At 71.3% G+C, this 18,086-nt stretch carries 21 protein-coding genes; 11 read left to right on the top strand and 10 right to left on the bottom strand.

Annotated features, from left to right (window positions below; genetic code table 11):
- Positions 1–70: 70 nt before the first annotated feature.
- The 3 genes from OG403_RS21110 to pdxH form a co-directional block, all read right to left on the bottom strand.
- Positions 71–247: a hypothetical protein gene (locus OG403_RS21110; protein WP_329566671.1), complete on the bottom strand. Its 177-nt coding sequence runs from the start codon at positions 245–247 to the stop codon at positions 71–73.
- Positions 248–609: 362 nt separating this feature from the next.
- The gene (fxsT, locus tag OG403_RS21105; RefSeq protein WP_329566670.1) at positions 610–4,176 is read right to left on the bottom strand and encodes an FxSxx-COOH system tetratricopeptide repeat protein; all 3,567 of its coding nucleotides are present in this window, start codon (positions 4,174–4,176) and stop codon (positions 610–612) included.
- 83 nt (positions 4,177–4,259) lie between these two features.
- Positions 4,260–4,883 (bottom strand): pyridoxamine 5'-phosphate oxidase, encoded by a 624-nt coding sequence (pdxH, locus tag OG403_RS21100; RefSeq protein ID WP_329572412.1) that lies wholly within the window; start codon positions 4,881–4,883, stop codon positions 4,260–4,262.
- 383 nt (positions 4,884–5,266) lie between these two features.
- On the opposite strand from pdxH, the gene OG403_RS21095 reads away from it, so the two are divergent.
- A complete protein-coding gene (locus OG403_RS21095; protein ID WP_329566668.1) occupies positions 5,267–6,367 on the top strand; it encodes a citrate synthase 2 in 1,101 nt (366 codons plus the stop codon).
- Positions 6,368–6,489: 122 nt separating this feature from the next.
- Entirely contained in the window at positions 6,490–7,611 is a 1,122-nt protein-coding gene (gene serC / locus OG403_RS21090) for a phosphoserine transaminase (protein ID WP_329566666.1), read from the top strand.
- A 189-nt stretch (positions 7,612–7,800) separates the two neighbouring features.
- Here the strand turns inward: serC and OG403_RS21085 are convergent, their stop codons facing one another.
- Positions 7,801–8,562, bottom strand: coding sequence for an SDR family oxidoreductase (locus OG403_RS21085; protein WP_329566664.1), 762 nt, complete (start codon positions 8,560–8,562; stop codon positions 7,801–7,803).
- A 79-nt stretch (positions 8,563–8,641) separates the two neighbouring features.
- On the opposite strand from OG403_RS21085, the gene OG403_RS21080 reads away from it, so the two are divergent.
- A complete protein-coding gene (locus OG403_RS21080) occupies positions 8,642–9,244 on the top strand; it encodes a TetR/AcrR family transcriptional regulator (protein ID WP_329566662.1) in 603 nt (200 codons plus the stop codon).
- Here the strand turns inward: OG403_RS21080 and thpR are convergent.
- Genes thpR through OG403_RS21065 form a run of 3 tightly spaced genes read right to left on the bottom strand, consistent with a single transcriptional unit; the run spans position 9,236 to position 10,868 of the window.
- On the bottom strand, positions 9,236–9,811 hold the full coding sequence (gene thpR / locus OG403_RS21075) for an RNA 2',3'-cyclic phosphodiesterase (protein ID WP_329566661.1): 576 nt from the start codon (positions 9,809–9,811) through the stop codon (positions 9,236–9,238). The genes OG403_RS21080 and thpR overlap by 9 nt on opposite strands.
- Positions 9,812–9,814: 3 nt before the next feature.
- Positions 9,815–9,961 carry a DUF397 domain-containing protein gene (locus OG403_RS21070; protein WP_329572410.1) on the bottom strand — a complete coding sequence of 49 codons (147 nt, stop codon included), beginning with the start codon at positions 9,959–9,961 and terminating at the stop codon, positions 9,815–9,817.
- Positions 9,912–10,868, bottom strand: a complete 957-nt coding sequence (locus OG403_RS21065) for a helix-turn-helix domain-containing protein (protein ID WP_329566659.1) — start codon at positions 10,866–10,868, stop codon at positions 9,912–9,914. Before OG403_RS21065 ends, OG403_RS21070 begins: the two co-directional genes overlap by 50 nt.
- A gap of 154 nt (positions 10,869–11,022) precedes the next feature.
- Between OG403_RS21065 and OG403_RS21060 the strand changes: the two genes are divergently transcribed.
- The 4 genes from OG403_RS21060 (at position 11,023) to OG403_RS21045 (ending at position 12,966) form a co-directional block, all read left to right on the top strand.
- On the top strand, positions 11,023–11,328 hold the full coding sequence (locus OG403_RS21060; protein WP_329566657.1) for a hypothetical protein: 306 nt from the start codon (positions 11,023–11,025) through the stop codon (positions 11,326–11,328).
- Positions 11,325–11,528, top strand: a complete 204-nt coding sequence (locus tag OG403_RS21055) for a hypothetical protein (protein WP_329566655.1) — start codon at positions 11,325–11,327, stop codon at positions 11,526–11,528. Before OG403_RS21060 ends, OG403_RS21055 begins: the two co-directional genes overlap by 4 nt.
- 93 nt (positions 11,529–11,621) lie before the next feature.
- Complete coding sequence (locus tag OG403_RS21050) at positions 11,622–12,170, top strand: VOC family protein (RefSeq protein WP_329566653.1); 549 nt, start codon at positions 11,622–11,624, stop codon at positions 12,168–12,170.
- Positions 12,163–12,966, top strand: coding sequence for a MerR family transcriptional regulator (locus tag OG403_RS21045; protein ID WP_329566650.1), 804 nt, complete (start codon positions 12,163–12,165; stop codon positions 12,964–12,966). Before OG403_RS21050 ends, OG403_RS21045 begins: the two co-directional genes overlap by 8 nt.
- A gap of 12 nt (positions 12,967–12,978) precedes the next feature.
- On the opposite strand, the gene OG403_RS21040 is transcribed toward OG403_RS21045, so the two are convergent.
- A complete protein-coding gene (locus OG403_RS21040) occupies positions 12,979–13,707 on the bottom strand; it encodes an alpha/beta fold hydrolase (RefSeq protein ID WP_329566648.1) in 729 nt (242 codons plus the stop codon).
- A gap of 144 nt (positions 13,708–13,851) precedes the next feature.
- Between OG403_RS21040 and OG403_RS21035 the strand changes: the two genes are divergently transcribed.
- The gene (locus tag OG403_RS21035) at positions 13,852–14,313 is read left to right on the top strand and encodes a prevent-host-death family protein (RefSeq protein ID WP_329566646.1); all 462 of its coding nucleotides are present in this window, start codon (positions 13,852–13,854) and stop codon (positions 14,311–14,313) included.
- A gap of 452 nt (positions 14,314–14,765) precedes the next feature.
- On the opposite strand, the gene OG403_RS21030 is transcribed toward OG403_RS21035, so the two are convergent.
- Both OG403_RS21030 and OG403_RS21025 read right to left on the bottom strand, forming a co-directional pair.
- Positions 14,766–16,310, bottom strand: a complete 1,545-nt coding sequence (locus tag OG403_RS21030; RefSeq protein WP_329566644.1) for an MFS transporter — start codon at positions 16,308–16,310, stop codon at positions 14,766–14,768.
- Positions 16,311–16,431: 121 nt separating this feature from the next.
- Complete coding sequence (locus tag OG403_RS21025) at positions 16,432–16,866, bottom strand: MarR family winged helix-turn-helix transcriptional regulator (RefSeq protein WP_280689748.1); 435 nt, start codon at positions 16,864–16,866, stop codon at positions 16,432–16,434.
- Between the two features lie 115 nt (positions 16,867–16,981).
- On the opposite strand from OG403_RS21025, the gene OG403_RS21020 reads away from it, so the two are divergent.
- From OG403_RS21020 to OG403_RS21010, 3 genes are all read left to right on the top strand, one after another.
- A complete protein-coding gene (locus OG403_RS21020) occupies positions 16,982–17,209 on the top strand; it encodes a type II toxin-antitoxin system VapB family antitoxin (protein WP_329566641.1) in 228 nt (75 codons plus the stop codon).
- Positions 17,210–17,629 (top strand): PIN domain nuclease, encoded by a 420-nt coding sequence (locus OG403_RS21015; protein WP_329566639.1) that lies wholly within the window; start codon positions 17,210–17,212, stop codon positions 17,627–17,629.
- A gap of 124 nt (positions 17,630–17,753) precedes the next feature.
- Positions 17,754–18,080, top strand: a complete 327-nt coding sequence (locus OG403_RS21010; RefSeq protein ID WP_329566637.1) for a hypothetical protein — start codon at positions 17,754–17,756, stop codon at positions 18,078–18,080.
- Positions 18,081–18,086: the final 6 nt, after the last annotated feature.

Genomic DNA, 18,086 nt, shown 5'->3' with positions numbered 1-18,086 from the left:
TGTCGTCACAGCATGGTGAAGCGCGCGGTGGTCGCGCCGATGCCGACCGGACCACGCCCCTCGGGTCGGGTCAGATCGAGGAGTTGAACGCTCCGGCGACCTCCTGGTCGGCCTCGGCTTCCGGCAGCGCCCGGTGCAGCGGGGCGATGATCAGGTCGGCACCCAGCGCCGACAGTTCGTCCAGGGGGATCCGCGGGGCCTGCTGCTCGACCTGGTCCACGGGGGCTGCTTCCAGCGTGGTTGGCATGTCTGAGTTCCTCTCAGAAACCGATGCGGTTCGAGGTCCTCGAACCGGGGTACAGCCAGAGTGCCAGGAGTACCCAGGGCACCTAAGCACCCTCATCACCGGATTTCCAGCCTGCGCCGCAGGACGATCCGGCGCACTCCGGACGGCCTCGTCGCCGCGATCTGCACCGACGGACCGGGCCCACCCATACGCGAGCGGAGCTCCGGTGACAAGAATCACCCGGTGGTGTGAGGTCGTTTTCCGCCAACCGGCGTAGGCAAGATCACCACGCGTCGGTTCGGCGTCTGCTCACTGCCGCGCCCGGCAGCTCGGCATACGTCGGATCAAGCTCGTCACTCCACCGGATCCGGCTCGTCACTCCGTCAGATCAGATACGGCTCGATCTCGATGGCGAGGCGCTTGCCTTCGGCCACCGCCACGCCGATCGGGTGGTCCGCGCCGAACACCGCGTGGGCCCGCCGCAGGCACTGCGCGCGCAGCCCCTCGGCCTGCGCCGGCCGGCCCGTCGCGACCAGATCGAGAGCCAGATTCGACTGCGCCACCAGGCAGTTGCCGTGCTCCGGCCCGAGCAGGCCGGTCAGCAGCTCGGCCGCCCGGGCACCGAGCCGGGCCGCCGCGTCGCGCTCGCCGGCCAGCGCCAGGCCACCGGCGTGGTTGACCATCATCGCCCCGAAGTCGGGGTGCTCCTCGCCGAGTTCCGCCCGGAACCGCGCCATGGCCCGCTCGGCGAGCGCCTCGGCCTGCGCGACGCGGCCGGCGGCCCGCAGGTGCACGGCGAGGTTCGCGGCGAGCACCGAGGTCAGCGGGTGCTGCCCGCCGAACCTGGACCGGGCCTGCCGGTAGGCCTGTTCGGCGATCGGCACGGCCTGCCCGCGCTGGCCCCGCGCGTGGAGCACGGCGGCGAAGATGCTCGCGGCGGCCAGGGTGTGCGGGTTTCCGGCGCCGAGCACCTCGACACTGCCGCGGTAGGCCGCGCCGCCCAGCTCCTCGGCCTGCGCGAGCCGGCCGAGCCGGAAGCAGGTCGCTGCCATCCCCTGGCGGGTCCACAGGGCCAGCAGGTGGCGGTCGCTGAGGGTCTGCCGGCAGAGCCGGTCCGTCTCCTCCAGCAGGCCCAGCGCCTCCCGCAGCCGGCCGGTGGCCCGCAGCACGTGCGCGTAGCTGTTGGCCGACCAGAACGTGTCGAGGGCGGCGGGGCCGAGCGCCTGGTGCTGGAAGCGGAGAACACGCTCGTGCAGCCGCGACCCCGCTCGCCAGTCACCGGCCAGGTACTCGGACCAGGCAAGGTTGTTGGTCAGCTTCCGGACCCGCTGGTGCTCGCTGCCCAGCACCTGCTCGGCCGTGCGCAAGGTGGCCCGGTCGAGTTCCCTCGCCGCCAGGAAGCTGCCGAGCGCCCGCAGATCACCACCGAGGCTGCTCTCGGCGGACAGGGTCAGCGGGTGCTCCGGCCCCAGTCGGCGGTGCGACCGCTCGGCCACGTCCCGGTCGATGGCGGAGCAGTCCTGGTATCTGCCGAGCGCGCGCAGCACGTTGGCGAGTTCGAAGCGCAGCCGCAGCACCGCCGGCTCGTCGTCGGCCGGGCCGGCGCTGCCGTCCGCCGGCTGCCGCCAGAGCGCCAGGGTGCGCTCGGCCAGCTCCCGCGCCTGCGCGTCGAGCCCGCGCCGGTGCAGGTGGCGGACCGAGTTGGCGATCCACTCCCGCACCTCGGGGTCGGCGCTGTGCGCCGCGCCGCAGGGCCACAGGTGCGGCAGCAGCTCGTCGTAGGCCGGCCAGTCGTCGAGCAGATCGGGGTTCGGCGGGCAGGCCGCCGCGAGCACCGACTGCACCGTCGCGCGCAGTTGCTCCCGGCGCTCGCCGGTGACCTGGTCCCGGACCACCCCCTGGACCAGCCGGTGCACCGAGAGCGTCTCACTGCCCGCGTCGGCCCGGCCCAGGCCGCTGCGGTGGATCAGCTTCACCAGCTCGCCGACGCCCAGCCGGGCGCCCACCGGGTCCGCCGGGTCCGGCTGGCCCACCGGCTGGAGGCGGCGGGCCAGCCGGGGGCTGAAGAGCAGCCGAGCCGGGATCGGGGCGGGGCCGAAGTGGGCGCAGATCTCCAGCAGTTCGGCGGCCGGCGGGCTGGTCCTGCGCAGTTCGGCGAGCGACAGCAGCCAGCTCGCGGCGGCCGATCGCGGGTAGTCCCCGTCCGGCAGCCAGGTGCGCTCCAGCAGCTCGGTGGCCATGCTGTCCAGCAGCTCCAGGTAGCCGGCCACCGGCATGCCGCTCTCCCGCAGCCACAGCGCCGCCGGGACGATCGCCAGCGGCAGGTCGCCCAGGCCGGCGGCCAGCTCCGCGGCGGCCTCCGCCGCCAGCCCGGGATGCAGCCGTGCCAGCAGCTGGAGGCTCTCCGGCCGGCGCAGCACACCGAGTTCGACCGGGCGCTCGCGGCGCGCCCAGGCCTGGTCGCGCGAGGTGATCAGCAGGTGGCCGCCGGCCGGTCCGTCGGGCAGCCAGCGCCGCACCTCCTGCGGCGCGCCGGCGTTGTCGAAGATCAGCAGCCAGCGGCCGTACGGGCGGCCGGTGCGCAGCGCCTCCAGCACCCGGTTCGCGGCGTCGGCGCTGTCCTCGTGGCTCTCCAATCCGAGCCGGGCGGCCAGTTGGGCCAGCCGGGGGGCGATGAACTCGGGCTGCTCGGCGTTGATCCACCAGACCACGTCGTAGCCGGCCGCGAAGCGGTGGGCATACTCCGCCGCGGTCTGGGTCTTGCCCACCCCGCCCATGCCGAGCAGGACCTGGACCGCCGGTGCGCCGGCCGCCAGGAAGCCGTCCCGCAGGGTCTCCAGCACCTCGTCGCGTCCGGTGAAGGCCGGGTTGCGGACCGGCCCGTCGAGGACCGCGGGACGGTCGGTGGGGAAGCCGCCCAAGCGGTGGGCGGGCGACGGCGGCGCGGCCGGATCGTGCGGCGGCCTGCCGACCGCGGCGGCGAGCCGGGCCGCCGCGGCCGGGGCCGAGGAGGGCAGCGGGTCACCGAGCGGACGGTTCGCCAGCGGCTCGGGCAGCGGGCCGGTGATCTCGTGCACCGCGACGAGGACCAGCGACGGCACCCCGGGCGCCGGCTCGTACTCGGCCAGCGCCTGCCCGAGTTCACCCGATCGTGGGTAGCGGAGGTAGTCGGACGTCAGGACGGCCAGCACCCGCCCCCGGCCGTCGAGCGCCCGCCCCAGCTCGGCGCCCGCGTCGGCGGCCGACGACGCCACGCTGTGCAGCGAGGTGCGGTAGCCGAGCGCGGCGAGCTCTCCGGCCGCCCACTCCGCCCACAGCCGGTCGGCGGGCGCGTAGCTGACGCACAACTCTCGTGGCAGGACCGGACCGCCCACCGGAAAGGCGCCCTGGAACTCCCTCAGGTCCAGGCCGGGCAGACCCGGCAGCCGGGCCCGGCTCGCGGCCAGCCGGACCCGGCCGGCCAGCACCTCGACCACCCGGCGGTACTCCTCGCCGCGCGGGTCCGCGCGAATCAGCGCGCGCAGGCCGAGCCGCGCGTAGCGCTCGCCCAGCGCCGGTTCGCTGTACTGGAGTTCGGCCACCGGCGGGGGAAGCTCGGCGGGCACCGGCTCCCAGAGCACCGGAACCAGCGCCCGGGGATCCCAGCCGGTCTCGTCCCGGAACGCGGTGACCCGGGAGCGGAAGGCCGTCCACTCCTTGCCGCAGAAGACGCTGGCGAAGTAGGCCGGGGAGTAGAGCGCCACCATCGACCGGCAGCCGGCCACCGCCTGCGCCAGCATCCGCTCCCAGTCGGCGCCCAGCCGGATCCGCTCGATGTCGCGGAACCCGGGCAGCGCGGCGGCCTGCGGATCCTGTTCGACCAGCTCGGCCCAGAGGTCGTGGAAGAACGTGCCGAGCTCCGGACCGGCGTCGTCGACCCGCGCGTAGCTCAGGAAGACGTACGGCTCCACGCTCCACACTCCCCCGCGCTCGCTCCCCCGCGCCCAGTGTGGACCTCACGCCGCCGTTTGCGTAGGGGCAGGCACGGTCGGGCCTACGGGCAGAGCCGCCGCACCGTCCAGCCCTGCTCCGCCGCCGTGTAGACCAGCCGGTCGTGCAGCCGGTTCGGCCGCCCCTGCCAGAACTCCACCGTGTGCGGGACCACCCGGAAGCCGCCCCAGAACGGCGGCACCGGGACGCCCTCGCCCTCGGGGTAGCGGGAGGCGAGTTCGGCGTAGCGCCGCTCCAGCACCTCGCGGGAGGCGACCGGGCTGGACTGCTCACTGGCCCAGGCACCGAGCTGCGAGCCGTGCGGGCGGGTGCGGAAGTAGGCCGCGGTCTCGTCCCGGCCGGTCCGCTCGACGCTGCCGGTGATGATCACCTGACGCTCGATCGGATGCCAGGGGAAGAGCAGCGCGGCGTGCGGATTGGCCGTCAGTTCGCCGCCCTTGCGCGAGCCGTAGTTGGTGAAGAAGACGAAGCCGCGCTCGTCGAAGAGCTTCAGCAGCACGGTCCGGGCGCTGGGGCGGCCCTCGGCGTCGGCGGTGGAGAGCACCATCGCGTTGGGCTCGGCGATCCCGGCCCGCTCGGCCTGCGCGAACCAGCGGCAGAACTGGGTCACCGGCTCGGGGGCCAGCTCTGGCTCGGCCAGACCCGCCTCGGCGTACTGACGGCGCATCCGGGCGAGGTCGGGGACGGAAGTCTGGTGCGCGGCCTGGGCGCTTTCCGGAGTCTGCACGCCAACATCATCCCGTACGACAAGCGGCTGGCCATGCTCCGCCTATGGAATCTCGACATCAAGAGATATGGTGTCTCGCCACGCTCCGCCCCCTGCAGTCCGGGCCGCTGTCCGGAAACACCCGGTTCGCACCGGAAGATTCCGGGTTTCGACCGGGCCCGATGTGAGGTCGAGCGGCCCTTGGGGAAACATCACCGCCGTGGTGTATGGCGCAATGCACCCAGTGCCTGCCACTCTGGCACCGAGTGCCAAATACCAAACGGTCACTGGCCACGCCGCCCCACCCAGGCGGCCGGCCCGTCACGTCACTGAGGAGCCGCGTGATGTCCGATTTCGTACCCGGGCTTGAGGGAGTCGTCGCTTTCGAGAGCGAGATCGCCGAGCCGGACCGCGAGGGCGGTGCGCTGCGCTACCGCGGCGTGGACATCGACGAGCTGGTCGGGCAGGTCTCGTTCGGCAACGTCTGGGGTCTGCTGGTCGACGGCAAGTTCAACCCCGGCCTGCCCTCCGCCGAACCCTTCCCGATCCCGGTGCACTCCGGTGACATCCGGGTCGACGTGCAGTCCGCGCTCGCCATGCTCGCCCCGGTCTGGGGCCTCAAGCCGCTGCTCGACATCTCCGCCGAGCAGGCCCGCGACGACCTCGCCCGCGCCGCCGTGATGGCGCTCTCCTACGTGGCCCAGTCGGCCCGTGGCCAGGGCCTGCCGATGGTCCCGCAGAGCGAGATCGACAAGGCCGAGACGGTCGTCGAGCGGTTCATGATCCGCTGGCGCGGCGAGCCGGACCCCAAGCACGTCAAGGCGATCGACGCCTACTGGACCTCGGCCGCCGAGCACGGCATGAACGCCTCCACCTTCACCGCCCGGGTCATCGCCTCCACCGGCGCCGACGTCGCCGCCGCCCTGTCGGGTGCGGTCGGCGCCATGTCCGGCCCGCTGCACGGCGGCGCCCCCTCCCGGGTGCTGGGCATGATCGAGGAGATCGAGCGCACCGGCGACGCCGCCGCCTGGGTCAAGAACGCGCTGGACAAGGGCGAGCGCCTGATGGGCTTCGGCCACCGCGTCTACCGCGCCGAGGACCCGCGCGCCCGCGTGCTGCGCCGCACCGCCAAGGAGCTCGGCGCCCCGCGCTTCGAGGTCGCCGAGGCGCTGGAGAAGGCCGCCCTGGAGGAGCTGCACAACCGCCGCCCCGACCGGGTGCTGGCCACCAACGTGGAGTTCTGGGCCGCCATCATGCTGGACTTCGCCGAGGTCCCGGCGCACATGTTCACCTCGATGTTCACCTGCGCCCGCACCGCCGGCTGGTCGGCGCACATCCTGGAGCAGAAGCGCACCGGCCGCCTGGTCCGCCCGGCCGCCCGCTACATCGGCCCCGGCCCGCGCAGCCCGCGCGAGATCGAGGGCTACGACTCGATCGCGCACTGACCCCGCGTCAGGCCTAACTGACCTGTCGTCAGGAACGTTTGTGCTGGTCGGCCGCTGGGTGCTTCATCTCAGCGGCCGGACAGCGGGCCCTGGGCGCGCGGCCGGACCAGTAGGCTGCGCGGGTGGCCCAGATTGAGATTCCCGCTGACCTCAAGCCCGCCGACGGCCGTTTCGGCTGCGGCCCCTCCAAGGTGCGCCCCGAGGCCCTCAGTGCCCTCGCCGCCACCGGTACCTCACTGCTCGGCACCTCGCACCGCCAGGCTCCGGTCAAGAACCTGGTGAAGCGCGTGCGCGAGGGCGTGAGCAGCCTCTTCTCGCTCCCCGAGGGATACGAGGTGGTGCTCGGCAACGGCGGCTCCACCGCCTTCTGGGACATCGCCGCCCTCGGGCTGGTGCGCCAGAAGTCCCAGCACCTGAACTTCGGCGAGTTCTCCTCGAAGTTCGCCTCCTCGGTCAAGGCCGTGCCGTGGCTGGACGACCCGAGCGTGATCAAGACCGCGCCCGGCACCCACCCGCTGCCGGTCGCCGAGGCCGGCGTGGACGTCTACGCGCTGACCCACAACGAGACCTCCACCGGCGTCGCGATGCCGATCCGCCGCCCGGCGGGCACCGCCGGCGACGGCTCGCTGGTCCTGGTGGACGCCACCTCGGGCGCCGGCGGCCTGCCGGTGGACATCACCGAGACCGACGTCTACTACTTCGCGCCGCAGAAGTCCTTCGCCTCCGAGGGCGGGCTCTGGCTGGCCGCCTTCTCGCCGGCCGCGCTGGAGCGGGCCGCCGAGATCGCCGGCTCCGGCCGCTACATCCCGCCGTTCTTCGACCTGCCGACCGCGATCGACAACTCCTCGAAGGACCAGACGTACAACACCCCGGCGATCGCCACCCTCTTCCTGCTGGCCGACCAGCTGGAGTGGCTCAACGGCAACGGCGGGCTCGACTGGGCCGTCGCCCGTACGGCTGAATCCGCCGGGCACCTCTACGGCTGGGCCGAGAAGTCCGCGTTCGCCAACCCGTTCGTCGCCGAGCCGGCCGAGCGCTCGCAAGTGGTCGGCACCATCGACTTCGACGAGGCGATCGACGCCGCCGCGGTGGCCAAGGCGCTGCGGGCCAACGGCATCGTGGACACCGAGCCGTACCGCAAGCTGGGCCGCAACCAGCTGCGGATCGCGATGTTCCCGGCGATCGACCCGGCCGACGTGCAGGCGCTGACCGCGTGCGTCGACTACGTGGTCGAGCAGCTCTGACCGCGCGCTGACGCATCCGAAGGGGCCGCTGCCCGCGCGGGCAGCGGCCCCTTCGGTGTCTCTTCCGCTACTTCTGCAGCAGCGCGCCGATCGCGACTGCCACCAGGAGCAGCAGGAAGGCGCCGGAGACGATGCGGGTACGAGTCTTGGGATCCACTGTGCGAGCGTACCCGGCCCGGCTGAGCGCCTTCAGAGGTGGGAGCCCCCGGTGGCGTCCAGCACCTGGGCGGTCACCCAGCGGGCGTCGTCGGAGGCGAGGAACGCGACCGCGTCGCCGATGTCCGCCGGCTCACCGACCCGGTTGAAGACCGACAGCGCGGCGGCCTCGGCCTGCGCCTTCGGCTCCCTGAGCTCCGCGGTCAGGTCGGTGTTGACCAGGCCGGGGGCCACCGCGTTGACGGTGATCCCGCGCGGGCCCAGCTGCTGGGCCAAGGTCAGCGTGAGCGTGTTGATCGCGCCCTTGGTCATCGAGTAGGCGCTGGTGATCGGGTAGGCGATCCGGGTCACGCCGGAGGAGATGTTGATCACCCGGCCGCCGTCCCGAAGCCGCTCCAGTCCCTGCTGGATGATGAAGTACGGCGCCTTGGCGTTGATCGCGAAGACCCGGTCGAAGTCGGCCTCGGCCACCTCGCCGACCACGCCGTAGAGGCCCACCCCCGCGTTGTTGACCAGGATGTCCAGGCCCGAACCGCCGCTGTGCGCGGCCAGTCCGGCGTCGAAGGCGGCCCAGAGCGCCGCCGCGTCGCCCGGCACGCCCAACTCGGCGCCGACCGCGAACGCCTGGCCGCCGGCCGCCTCGATCTCGGCCACCGTCTCCTTGGCGGCCGCCTCGTTGTTCCCGTAGTGCACCGCCACCAGCGCGCCCTCGCCGGCCAGCCGCAGCGCGATCCCCCTGCCGATCCCCCGGCTGCCACCGGTCACCAGTGCCGTCTTCCCCGCAAGCCTGCTCATCGCACACGCCTTTCTGTAGCGGTCGCTATGGAAAGGGAACGTAGCACGATTTCTGTAGCGGGCGATATAGAATCTGGGCATGACGACTTCCCCGCCCCGCGGCCGCCCCCGGTCCTTCGACCGCGAGGCCGCCCTGGACGCCGCCACCCGGCTGTTCTGGGAGCGGGGCTACGAGGCCACCTCGATCGCCGACCTGACCGAGGCGATGGGCATCCGGGCCCCCAGCCTGTACGCCGCCTTCGGCGACAAGCGGGCGCTCTTCGAGGAGGTCGTGGCTGGCTACGGCCGGACGTACGGCGCCTTCGGCCCGCGCGCGTTCGAGGAGGAGCCGACGGTGCGGGCCGGGATCGCCCGGCTGCTGCGCGAGACCGCCGCCGAGTACACCGCCCCCGACCACCCGCACGGCTGCATGATCATCAGCGCCGCCGCCAACTGCACCAACGAGGACGTGATGGCGCGCCTGCGAGCGCTCCGCGAGAGCAATATCGCGGACCTGGAGCAGCGGATCGCGGCGGCGGTGGCGAGCGGCGAGGAGCCGCCGGAGGCCGACCCGGGCACCCTGGCCCGGCTCACCGGCGCGGTGATCCAGGGCATGTCGCAGCAGGCCAGGGACGGGGCGGGGCGGGCGGAGCTGGAGCTGGTCGCGGCGGCGGCGATGCGTGCCTGGCCGCCGTCAGCCTGAGTTGAGCTCCCAGCGGTCCACGGTGGTGTAGCGGACCCGTCCGCCGTCGAAGTCGCTGCGCATCAGCTGGAACTCCGCCACCGGCCACTCCACGCCCTGGAACTCCTCCAGCCGCTCGGCCGCCGTGTGCAGGGCGGCCCGCTCCTCACGACCGGGATGGCTCCGGCGACCGGTGCGGGCCAGGGTGAGGTGGGGGTGGAAGTCGAGTTCGGCGTCCTGCGGTTCGGCCACCTCGGCCGTCACGGTGAGCACCGCGCGGGCGAGTGCCCGCAGTGCCCAGGTCTGCCCGGCGAGGCCGACCCAGAGAACGCGATCGCCGAAGTGTCCGCCACCGGCCAGTCGCAGGCGATGCGCCTGGTAGCCGAGCGCGGTCTGCGCGAGCGCCTCGCGGAGGACGGGAACGTGGTCGTCGGGCACCGAACCGAGGAACGCGAGGGTGAGGTGCCAGCCGTCCTCATCGGTCCAGCGCAACCGGTCGGCGCCGGGGAGGGCGCGCAGGGGGGCAGTGGCGGTGGCGAGCTCGGCGACCGCTTCGGGAGAGGGGTGGACGGCGACGAAGAGTCTCATGCGTCAGAGCATGGCAAGCGAACCCGACTTGACCTGTGCAAGGAACGCCGAGAAGGACGCGGCGGGGAAGACGAGGGCGGGGCCGTGCGGGTCCTTGGAGTCACGTACGGGGACGGAGCCTTGGGTAGCGGACTGCGGGGCGCACTCCACGCAGTTGCCGCCGCTGCTCTGCGAGTAGCTGCTCTTGGTCCACGCGATGCTGGCCATCGGCCATCTCCTTCATGACACTTCGGATCAGCTCTGCGGACGCCTTCCCCGACAGAGAGAATCCGCGCACCTGATCATACTCATCGACGTATCGGCTAGCCTCGCGTGCGCTGTCGATGAAGTGCCCTTGATTCAGGCTCTCCGTGTAGACCCGCCTCTGGCCGTTCCCTTGCTCAAGAATGATCATGTCGCTCATGACCATTCGCGTAGCCTCCCCCTCTCCGAAGGGCAGTACCTGGATCACCACATTGGTCATCTGCATCATCTCCAGCAGGTGGGCATGCTGTGCTCGCATCAGCGCTCGGCTTCCCACCACACGCCGCAGCGTCGCCTCCTCGATCACGCTGACCAGCCGAAGTCCGCCCTGCACGAACAACCGGGTCTGCCGAGCCAGCCTTTCCCGTACCCGGCTCTCAATCTGCTCACTGCTCTCCCATGGGTTGTACTTGGCGAAGAGCGCCCGCATGTACTGCTCACTCTGCAACAGGCCCGTGATCCGCGCGGTGGAGAGGTCGTACAGCCGGACGGCCTGCCCCTCCACCCTTCTGAGCTCCTTGAACGCATCCCAGTCCGGCGGCGGCTGCGACAGATACGGCTCCACCAGCTTGAACGCCATCAGCAACCGCCCACCAGCCTCCAACACCTCGTCCAGCCTCCTGGCCCACCGCTCGTCCGGCTGGCTCTTGCCCAGTTCCAGGTGGCTGATCATCGTCTGATGGGTCGTCATCAGATCGGCCAACTGCGCCTGCGTCAGCCCCTTCTCCTCCCGGATCATCCGCAGCACCCGACCCCACGTCATCGGCCCCTCGTCCGACGCCCCACCGTCAATGACCCCCAGCTCAACGGCCATGATCATCCCCTCAACAGTCTTGGCAACCCTCTTGCCCAACCGCTTGTGACGCCATGGTCACACCCCGAGACTGAAGTGCACAGGGAATCAGTCAAATTCCCCCTCTTTGCCATGATCTGCCATCATCTGCACCCCTCTGCGGAAGCAACCTGCCATGACGAACCCTCCCCCGCCCCACATCGAGCGCGGCCTGCCCGAGTGCGAGTGCCCCGCCGACTGCGGCGGTCGCCCCGAACTCTTCCTCCGCCTCACCTCCCCCTACCCCACCCCCGACCCGCACCGCAGCACGCCCCCCAACCACCCCCACGAGCCCAGCAAGCGGGGCGAGTTGGTCCACGACTCGCTCAACCAGCGCCTCGGCATCGTGATGGACCGCACCCGCGACCTGGTCTACCTCCGCCCCGAGCGCGGCGGCATGGAATGGGAAGTCGACGTCAAGTGGCTGGTGAAGCCCACATGACCCACCCCCGCCGTCAAGTGGCCGCCGCCCTGGCCGACTTCACCTCCGCCCTCACCGACGCGGACGTCGACCTCCCCGACCTCGGCGACGGCTGGCAGATCACCCACGAGGGCACCATCCTCGTCCAGCTCCGCCCGCTCCACCTCACCGAACTCCACCAACTCGCCCGAGCCATCCGCCCCCTGGACGCATCCACCTGACCCAGGAAGTCGACCCACCCGACTTTCCAGGCGCCCTCGCCCACAACGCCTCGGCTTGACCCTCACGTTGCGTGAGGCTGGAGGGTGGAGTGCATGAGCGACTACTACAACGCGTTCGAGATGAGTCCCGTGCCCGCCCCCGGCCCGGATGCGGTTGCGCCGGAGCCGTTCCGTGGCATCTACGGAATGCCCGCGTTCGTGACGATCCCCACTTGCGATCTGGCGGCGTCGGTGGACTTCTGGACCCGTGGGCTCGGGTTCTTCGAGCTGTTCGGCATCCCCGGCACGCTTGTGCATCTGCGCCGGTGGGCGTTCCAGGACGTGCTGCTCGTCTCGGCGGCGAGCGTTCCGGAGCAGCCGCCGGCGGTGAGCTTCAGTTTCGCGTGCGTGCTCGGCCAGGTCCACTCCCTTGTCGAGGGCTGTCGTGCGCTGCGCCCGAACTCGGTCGACGGTCCACGGGACACTCCCTGGAACACCCGCGATGTGGAGGTGATCACCCCCGAGAACGCACGGATCGTCTTCACCGCGGCGAAGCCCTTTGATCCGGCCAGTCAGGAGGCGCGCAACCTCGAAGCCGTCGGGATCACCCCACCGGACCTCGGCCACGGCGATAGTCACGGCGATAATGAGGAGCATGCCTGATGCCACTGACGCCGATGGCCTGACCGTCGGTCAGGCCTCGACACGTCTGGGCGTGACGGTCCGCGCGCTGCATCACTGGGATGAGATCGGTCTGGCGCGACCGTCGCTGCGCACGGCTGCCGGGTACCGGCTCTACACCGCCGGTGATCTGGAACGCCTGCACCGCATCGTCGTCTACCGTGAGCTCGGCCTCGGCCTGGACCGGATCCGGGACATCCTGGACGACTCGACCGCGGACGTGCCCGGCGCATTGCGCGCGCAGCGCACCCAGGTCGGCGAGCGGATCGACCGACTCCAGCAGCTCGGCGCCGGACTGGACCGGATGATCGACGCCCACGAGCGTGGCCTGCTGCTGACCATCGAGCAGCAGGCCGCGGTCTTCGGCCCCCGGTGGAACCCGGACTGGCCCGCCCAAGCCCGTCAGCGCTACGGAGACACGACGCAGTGGCTGCAGTACGCCGAAGGCTCAGCCTCTCGCGGTCCACAGGAGTGGCAGGCCATCACGGACGCCGTCGCCGACTTCGAGCGCACCCTCGGGGAGGCGATGGACGCCGGCGTCACACCTGGTAGCCCGGAAGCGAACCGACTCGTCGAGAGGCACCGCGAGGTCTTCGCTTCGTACTTTCCCCTCACCAGGCAGATGCAGGTCTGTCTCGGCCGCAAGTACGAGGCCGATCCGGGATTCGCCGCCCACTACGACGGCATCCGCGCCGGCCTTGCCACCTGGTTCCGTCGCATCATCGACGCCGGCGCCCGCGCCCACGGCATCGACCCCGACACCGCGACCTGGCAGTAGGGCGCGGGTCCGTCAGCCGTACAGTCCCGCACCCTCACCGGCCGCCGCGCGCACCAGGATGCCGGCCAGCTCGACCGGGGCGGTGAGCATCGGGAAGTGGCCGGTCGCCATCTCGAAGAAGGTCACCCCGGGCTCAGCCAGCTTGGCGAACCGGGGGTCCCCACTGGCGTGCAGGGCACGGGCCACCTCCAGGCTGAGGCCGTTCTCCAGGCAGAACACACCGGTGGTGGGCAGCTTGCGCCAGGCGCCGGTCAGCTCGATCGGGTCGGTGAGGGTGGCGGCGGGGTGCGGGGTGGCCAGGCGGTGGTACCGCTCCAGTTCCGCGTCGGGGATCCCGGCCGGCTCGCTCGGCACCGGCAGCAGGCCACCCTCGATCGGGCCCGAGATTCCGCTCCCCGCGAAGCTCGTCAGCACCGACTCGCCGTTCTCCGGCATCCCGGTGTCCACGAACACCACCCGCGCGACCTGGCCCGGCCGCCGGTCCGCAGCGGCGAGCGCGGGGAACGCCGCATAGCTGTGCGCCACCAGCACCACCCCCGGCCCCTGCGCGTCGAGCAGCGCCACCACCTCGGCGACATGCTCCGCGAGCCCGATGCTCCCGGCCCCCTCCCCCGCCCGCTCGGCCAGCCCGGGCAGCGTCACCGGCACCGCCCGGTGCCCGCCCGCCGCCAGCTCGGCGGCCACCGCCTCCCAGGCCCAACCGCCCATACAGAGACCGGGGATCAGCAGGAACGTCGTCATGGTCGACCTCTTTCGTAGCGCGTTGCCGTACTGAGGACGGACCGTAGGACCTCCCCCGGGGGGAGATTCCACGCCGTCCGCCACAGCGCGCAGGACGAGCGGCCGCCTTGACTTCGGAATGTATTCCGAAGTCAGCTTGAACTCATGTCGATACTCACTGTGTCGTTCTCTGACCTGTCAAAGAACTCCAAGCGGGTTGCCGACACCGTTGAGCGCGCCCAACGGGTTCACGTCACGCGTCGCGACGGCGAGGATCTCTACCTCACGACCGAGCGCCATGACCGCCAGCGCGAGGAGACCGCAGACGTCACCGCCCGCCTCTTCGCCGCGCTGATCAGCAACGACGAGGGCGCACGGGCAGTACTCATGGCGCTGCCCACGGTCTTCCCCTGGACCAGACACCTGTCGGCCGACGAGGTGCGGGAGTTCGTCGTCGATCTGGTGGATGCCACACGTGACGTCGTGGAACTCGACGTACACGCCAACCTGCACCGCGTCATCGTCGAATGGCGTGCCACAGCGCGGATCCTGGCAGACCCCGACCTGACCGCGCAGCTCACCAGGCCTCTCCCGGGCGATGACCACGGCGAGGTGCCCGCACCATGAGCCCAAACGCGGTGACGACGTCCCACCACCACCCGTCGGCGATGAATGGCGGCTTCGGTTCGCCACGAACGAGGCTGCCAAGGGATGGGGCGACCTCTGCGCGGAGGCCGCAGGGAGCACCCGCCGCTGCTTCGAAGCCCTCCGCGCCGACCCGCTGTCCCTGAGTACCCCGGATCGGCAGCACAGGCTGCGAGGCCGCCTGGCATTCCGGGCCCTGGGTGGCGTCGAGCTGCCGCAGTGGGAGTACGAGGTGACCGCCGGCGGGCGGGTGCGCTACCTCGTGGACGAGCCCGGTCGGACAGTCCATCTCGTCTATGCCGCCACGCGACACCCCAAGGACACCGACGCATAGGGCTCGGCGGGCCGGGCAGAGACACACCCGCGGTCCGGCCGGAGCCCGGACATCGGGCTCTGGCCGGGCCGCAGTTGACGCACCACCAGCCGACGCTACGTCAGCAGGCCGCCACCAGCTCGCGCTCCCGCCCCTGCGGCAGCGGCTCCGACGGCAGCGACTCCGGCTCCGACGGCTGCGCCTGGCGCGGCACGAAGGCCACCACCCGGCCGCCGCTGCCCCGGTGCAGGTCGACCCGCAGGCGCAGGTCGGCGCAGCGGGCCAGCACCAGGCCGATCACCGCCGCCGCCAGGGCCGAGACCAGGCCGCAGGCCAGCAGGCCGACCCGGGGGCCGTAGGCGTCGGTCGCCCAGCCCACCAGCGGGGCGCCGACCGGGGTGCCGCCGGTGAAGACCAGCACCAGCAGGCCCATCACCCGGCCACGCATCTCGGGGTCGGTGGCCAGCTGCACATAGGAGTTGACCGCCGTGTTGAAGGTCAGCCCGCAGATCCCGATCAGGGTGAGCAGCACCGCGAAGCTCCAGTACCCGGGTGCACCGGAGGCCAGCACCTCCAGCAGCCCGAAGCCCAGGGCCGCGCCGGTCAGCCAGCGCAGGCGCGGGGCACCCCGGCGAGCGGCGTAGAGGGCGCCGGCCAGCGAGCCGAGTGCCATCGCGGTGTTCAGCAGGCCATACCGGCCCGGACCGACATGGAAGGTGTCGTAGGCGAAGCCGGAGAGCAGGGTCGGGAAGTTGAAGCCGAAGGTCCCGATGAACCCGGCCAGCACCAGCGGCCACATCAGGTCGGGACGCTCGCGCACGTACCGCAGCCCCTCGCGCAGCTGCCCCTTCTCGCGCGGGATCCGCTGCACCGGACGCAGTTCGCTGGTCCGCATCGCCAGCAGACCGCCGATCACGGCCGCGAAGGAGAGCGCGTTGAGGGCGAACGCCCAACCGCTGCCGACCGCCGCGATCAGCAGACCGGCCACCGCCGGGCCGACCAGCCGGGCGGTCTGGAAGTTGGCGGCGTTCAGGCTGACCGCGTTGCTCAGGTGCTCGGGACCGACCATCTCGGAGACGAAGGCCTGCCGGGTCGGCGTGTCCACCACGGTCACCAGGCCCAGCAGCAGCGCGAAGGCGTAGACGTAGTACTCGGTCACCACACCGGTGATCGTCATCACGGCCAGTGCGGCGGCCAGCAGGCCCATCGCGCCCTGGGTGACGACCAGCATCCGCCGCTTGGGCATCCGGTCGGCGAGCACGCCGCCGAAGAGGCCGAGCAGCAGGGTGGGCAGGAACTGCATGGCGGTGGTGATGCCGACCGCGAGCGGGCTGCCGGTGAGGCTCAGCACCAGCCAGTCCTGGGCGATGCGCTGCATCCAGCTGCCGGTGTTGCTGACGATCTGCCCGGCGAAGAAGTACCGGTAGTTGCGAACCCGCAGCGAGGAGAAGGTCCCCGTCGGGCGGGTGAACCGGGTCGAGGCCGCGGTTCCCGGTGCGGCGGTCTCAGCCGCCGCGGTGCGTTCGCAGGGGTCGTCGTCGCCGGGGGAACTCACCGGCGTGGCGACAGGGGTGGTGGTGGCGTTGGTGGCGGTGACAACGGTGCTGGTCGGGATGGTGGTGTCGTCGGGACGGTTGGCGGCGCCGGCTGCGCCCTGCGGTATCACGTACTGCTCCCCTCGGTGCGCGGCCTCGGCATGAGCCGGGGCCGCGCTGCTGGTCTTCCTGGTCGGTCCTGCGGTGATGCGGTGGTCCTCTCTCTACGTCCGACGTATCCCGTGCGGTGCGCTACAGGTGCGCGAGCTTGTACAGCGCGGGCGCTGCCGCGCGCACGCTCGCCCACTCCTCCTCGGTCAGCCCGGAGGCCAGCTCCGCGAGCCAGGCGTTGCGCCGCCTGCGGCTCTCGTCGAGGATCGCCGCGGCCTGGTCGGTCATGCTGACCACCACCTGCCGCCGGTCCTCGGGGTGCGGCTCGCGCCGCACCAGCCCCTTCTCCTCCAACATCGCGATGATTCGCGTCATCGACGGCGGCTGCACATGCTCCCGCCGCGCCAACTCCCCCGGTGTCGCACTCCCACACCGGGCCAGCGTCCCCAGCACCCCCATCTCGGTAGGGCTGAGGGACTGCTCCACATGCTGGTGCCGCAACCTGCGCGCCAGCCGCATCACGGACGACCGCAGCTGACTGACAGCGGCGAGGTCGCCCTCGGACATCTCGGACATGATACTTAGGATACGTCATTACCCTAACTAATTAAAAATCGCCATGGCGTCTGCCGTGTCGATACCGCACAATGAAGCCGTATGCCATGTGCGACGATCCGAGAGGAGGAACAGGGTGACCGCCACCAACATCGAGCTCGACCCCGACATCCTGGCCGAGGCCATGCGACTGCTCGGCACCACCACCAAGAAGGAAACGGTCAACACCGCACTCCGGGAGGTGGTCGAGCGGCTCAAGCGACTGGAAGCGTTGGAGAAGATGACGACCCGCGCAGCGCGCGGCGAGTTCGATCCGGCGATCCGCGCATACGAGACACGCAAACGTGCCCAGCGAGGTGAATGAGTGACCGGCTACTTGATCGACACTTCCGCCATCTGGCGGATTCTCCAGGACCGGGGCGTCCAGGCGCGCTGGATCGGCCCGCTGGAAGCCGGCCTGGTCAAAGTGTGCTCGATCACGAAGCTCGAATACCTCTACTCGGCCGAGAGTCCCGCGCATCGTGACGAGTTGGAGGAGGAGCTGACCACGCTCTTCGCCTCCGCCCCCATGCCCAAGGACGCCTGGCGGTGGGCGGAGAACGCCCAGTACAAGCTCACCCAGAAGGGCCGGCACCGAGGTCCCGGCCCGGCCGATCTACTGCTGTGTGCCACGGCCGTGCACCACGGCCTGACGGTCCTGCACGACGACGATGACATCGCCACCGTCTCCCGCGTCCTCCCGGAGGTCCTGGAGGCCGACATCTTCCGCCGCGACTTCAGCTGAGCCGCCCCAACTCCCCCTCGGCGCCCGCCCGGACGACACACGAGTGACCCAAGCAGAACCGTTTCGCCTGATTCGCCCCACTCTACGGTGATCCCAGTTCGCCTTCATCGAAAGGGATCACCCCATGCGTCTCCGCAACACCGTCGCCGCCGCTGCCGGCGCGCTGCTGCTCGTGCTGGCCGTACCGAGCTCTTCCTACGCCGCCACCGGCGAGTTCCACTACCGGTTCGGGGCGGACGATCGCGGGACGCTGCACGACCCCGAGGGCGGCCGGTGCGTCAACCTGTTCGGGGCCACCCCGGACGACCCGGCCTTCGCACCGGAGAACCTCACCGACGCCACCGCCGTCGCCTACCTCGACTTCGACTGCAAGGGGAGCGTCTACCGCGTGATGCCGCCCGGCAACAGGCTCGGCGACCGCCTCAAGCTCCGCTCGGTCGTCTTCTCCTGACGATCC

The sequence above is a fragment of the Kitasatospora sp. NBC_01266 genome, assembly GCF_036242395.1.
In the GTDB taxonomy this organism is placed as follows: domain Bacteria; phylum Actinomycetota; class Actinomycetes; order Streptomycetales; family Streptomycetaceae; genus Kitasatospora.
The sequence above is the reverse complement of the archived record's forward strand: the minus strand, read 5'-3'. Positions and strand labels throughout refer to the sequence as shown.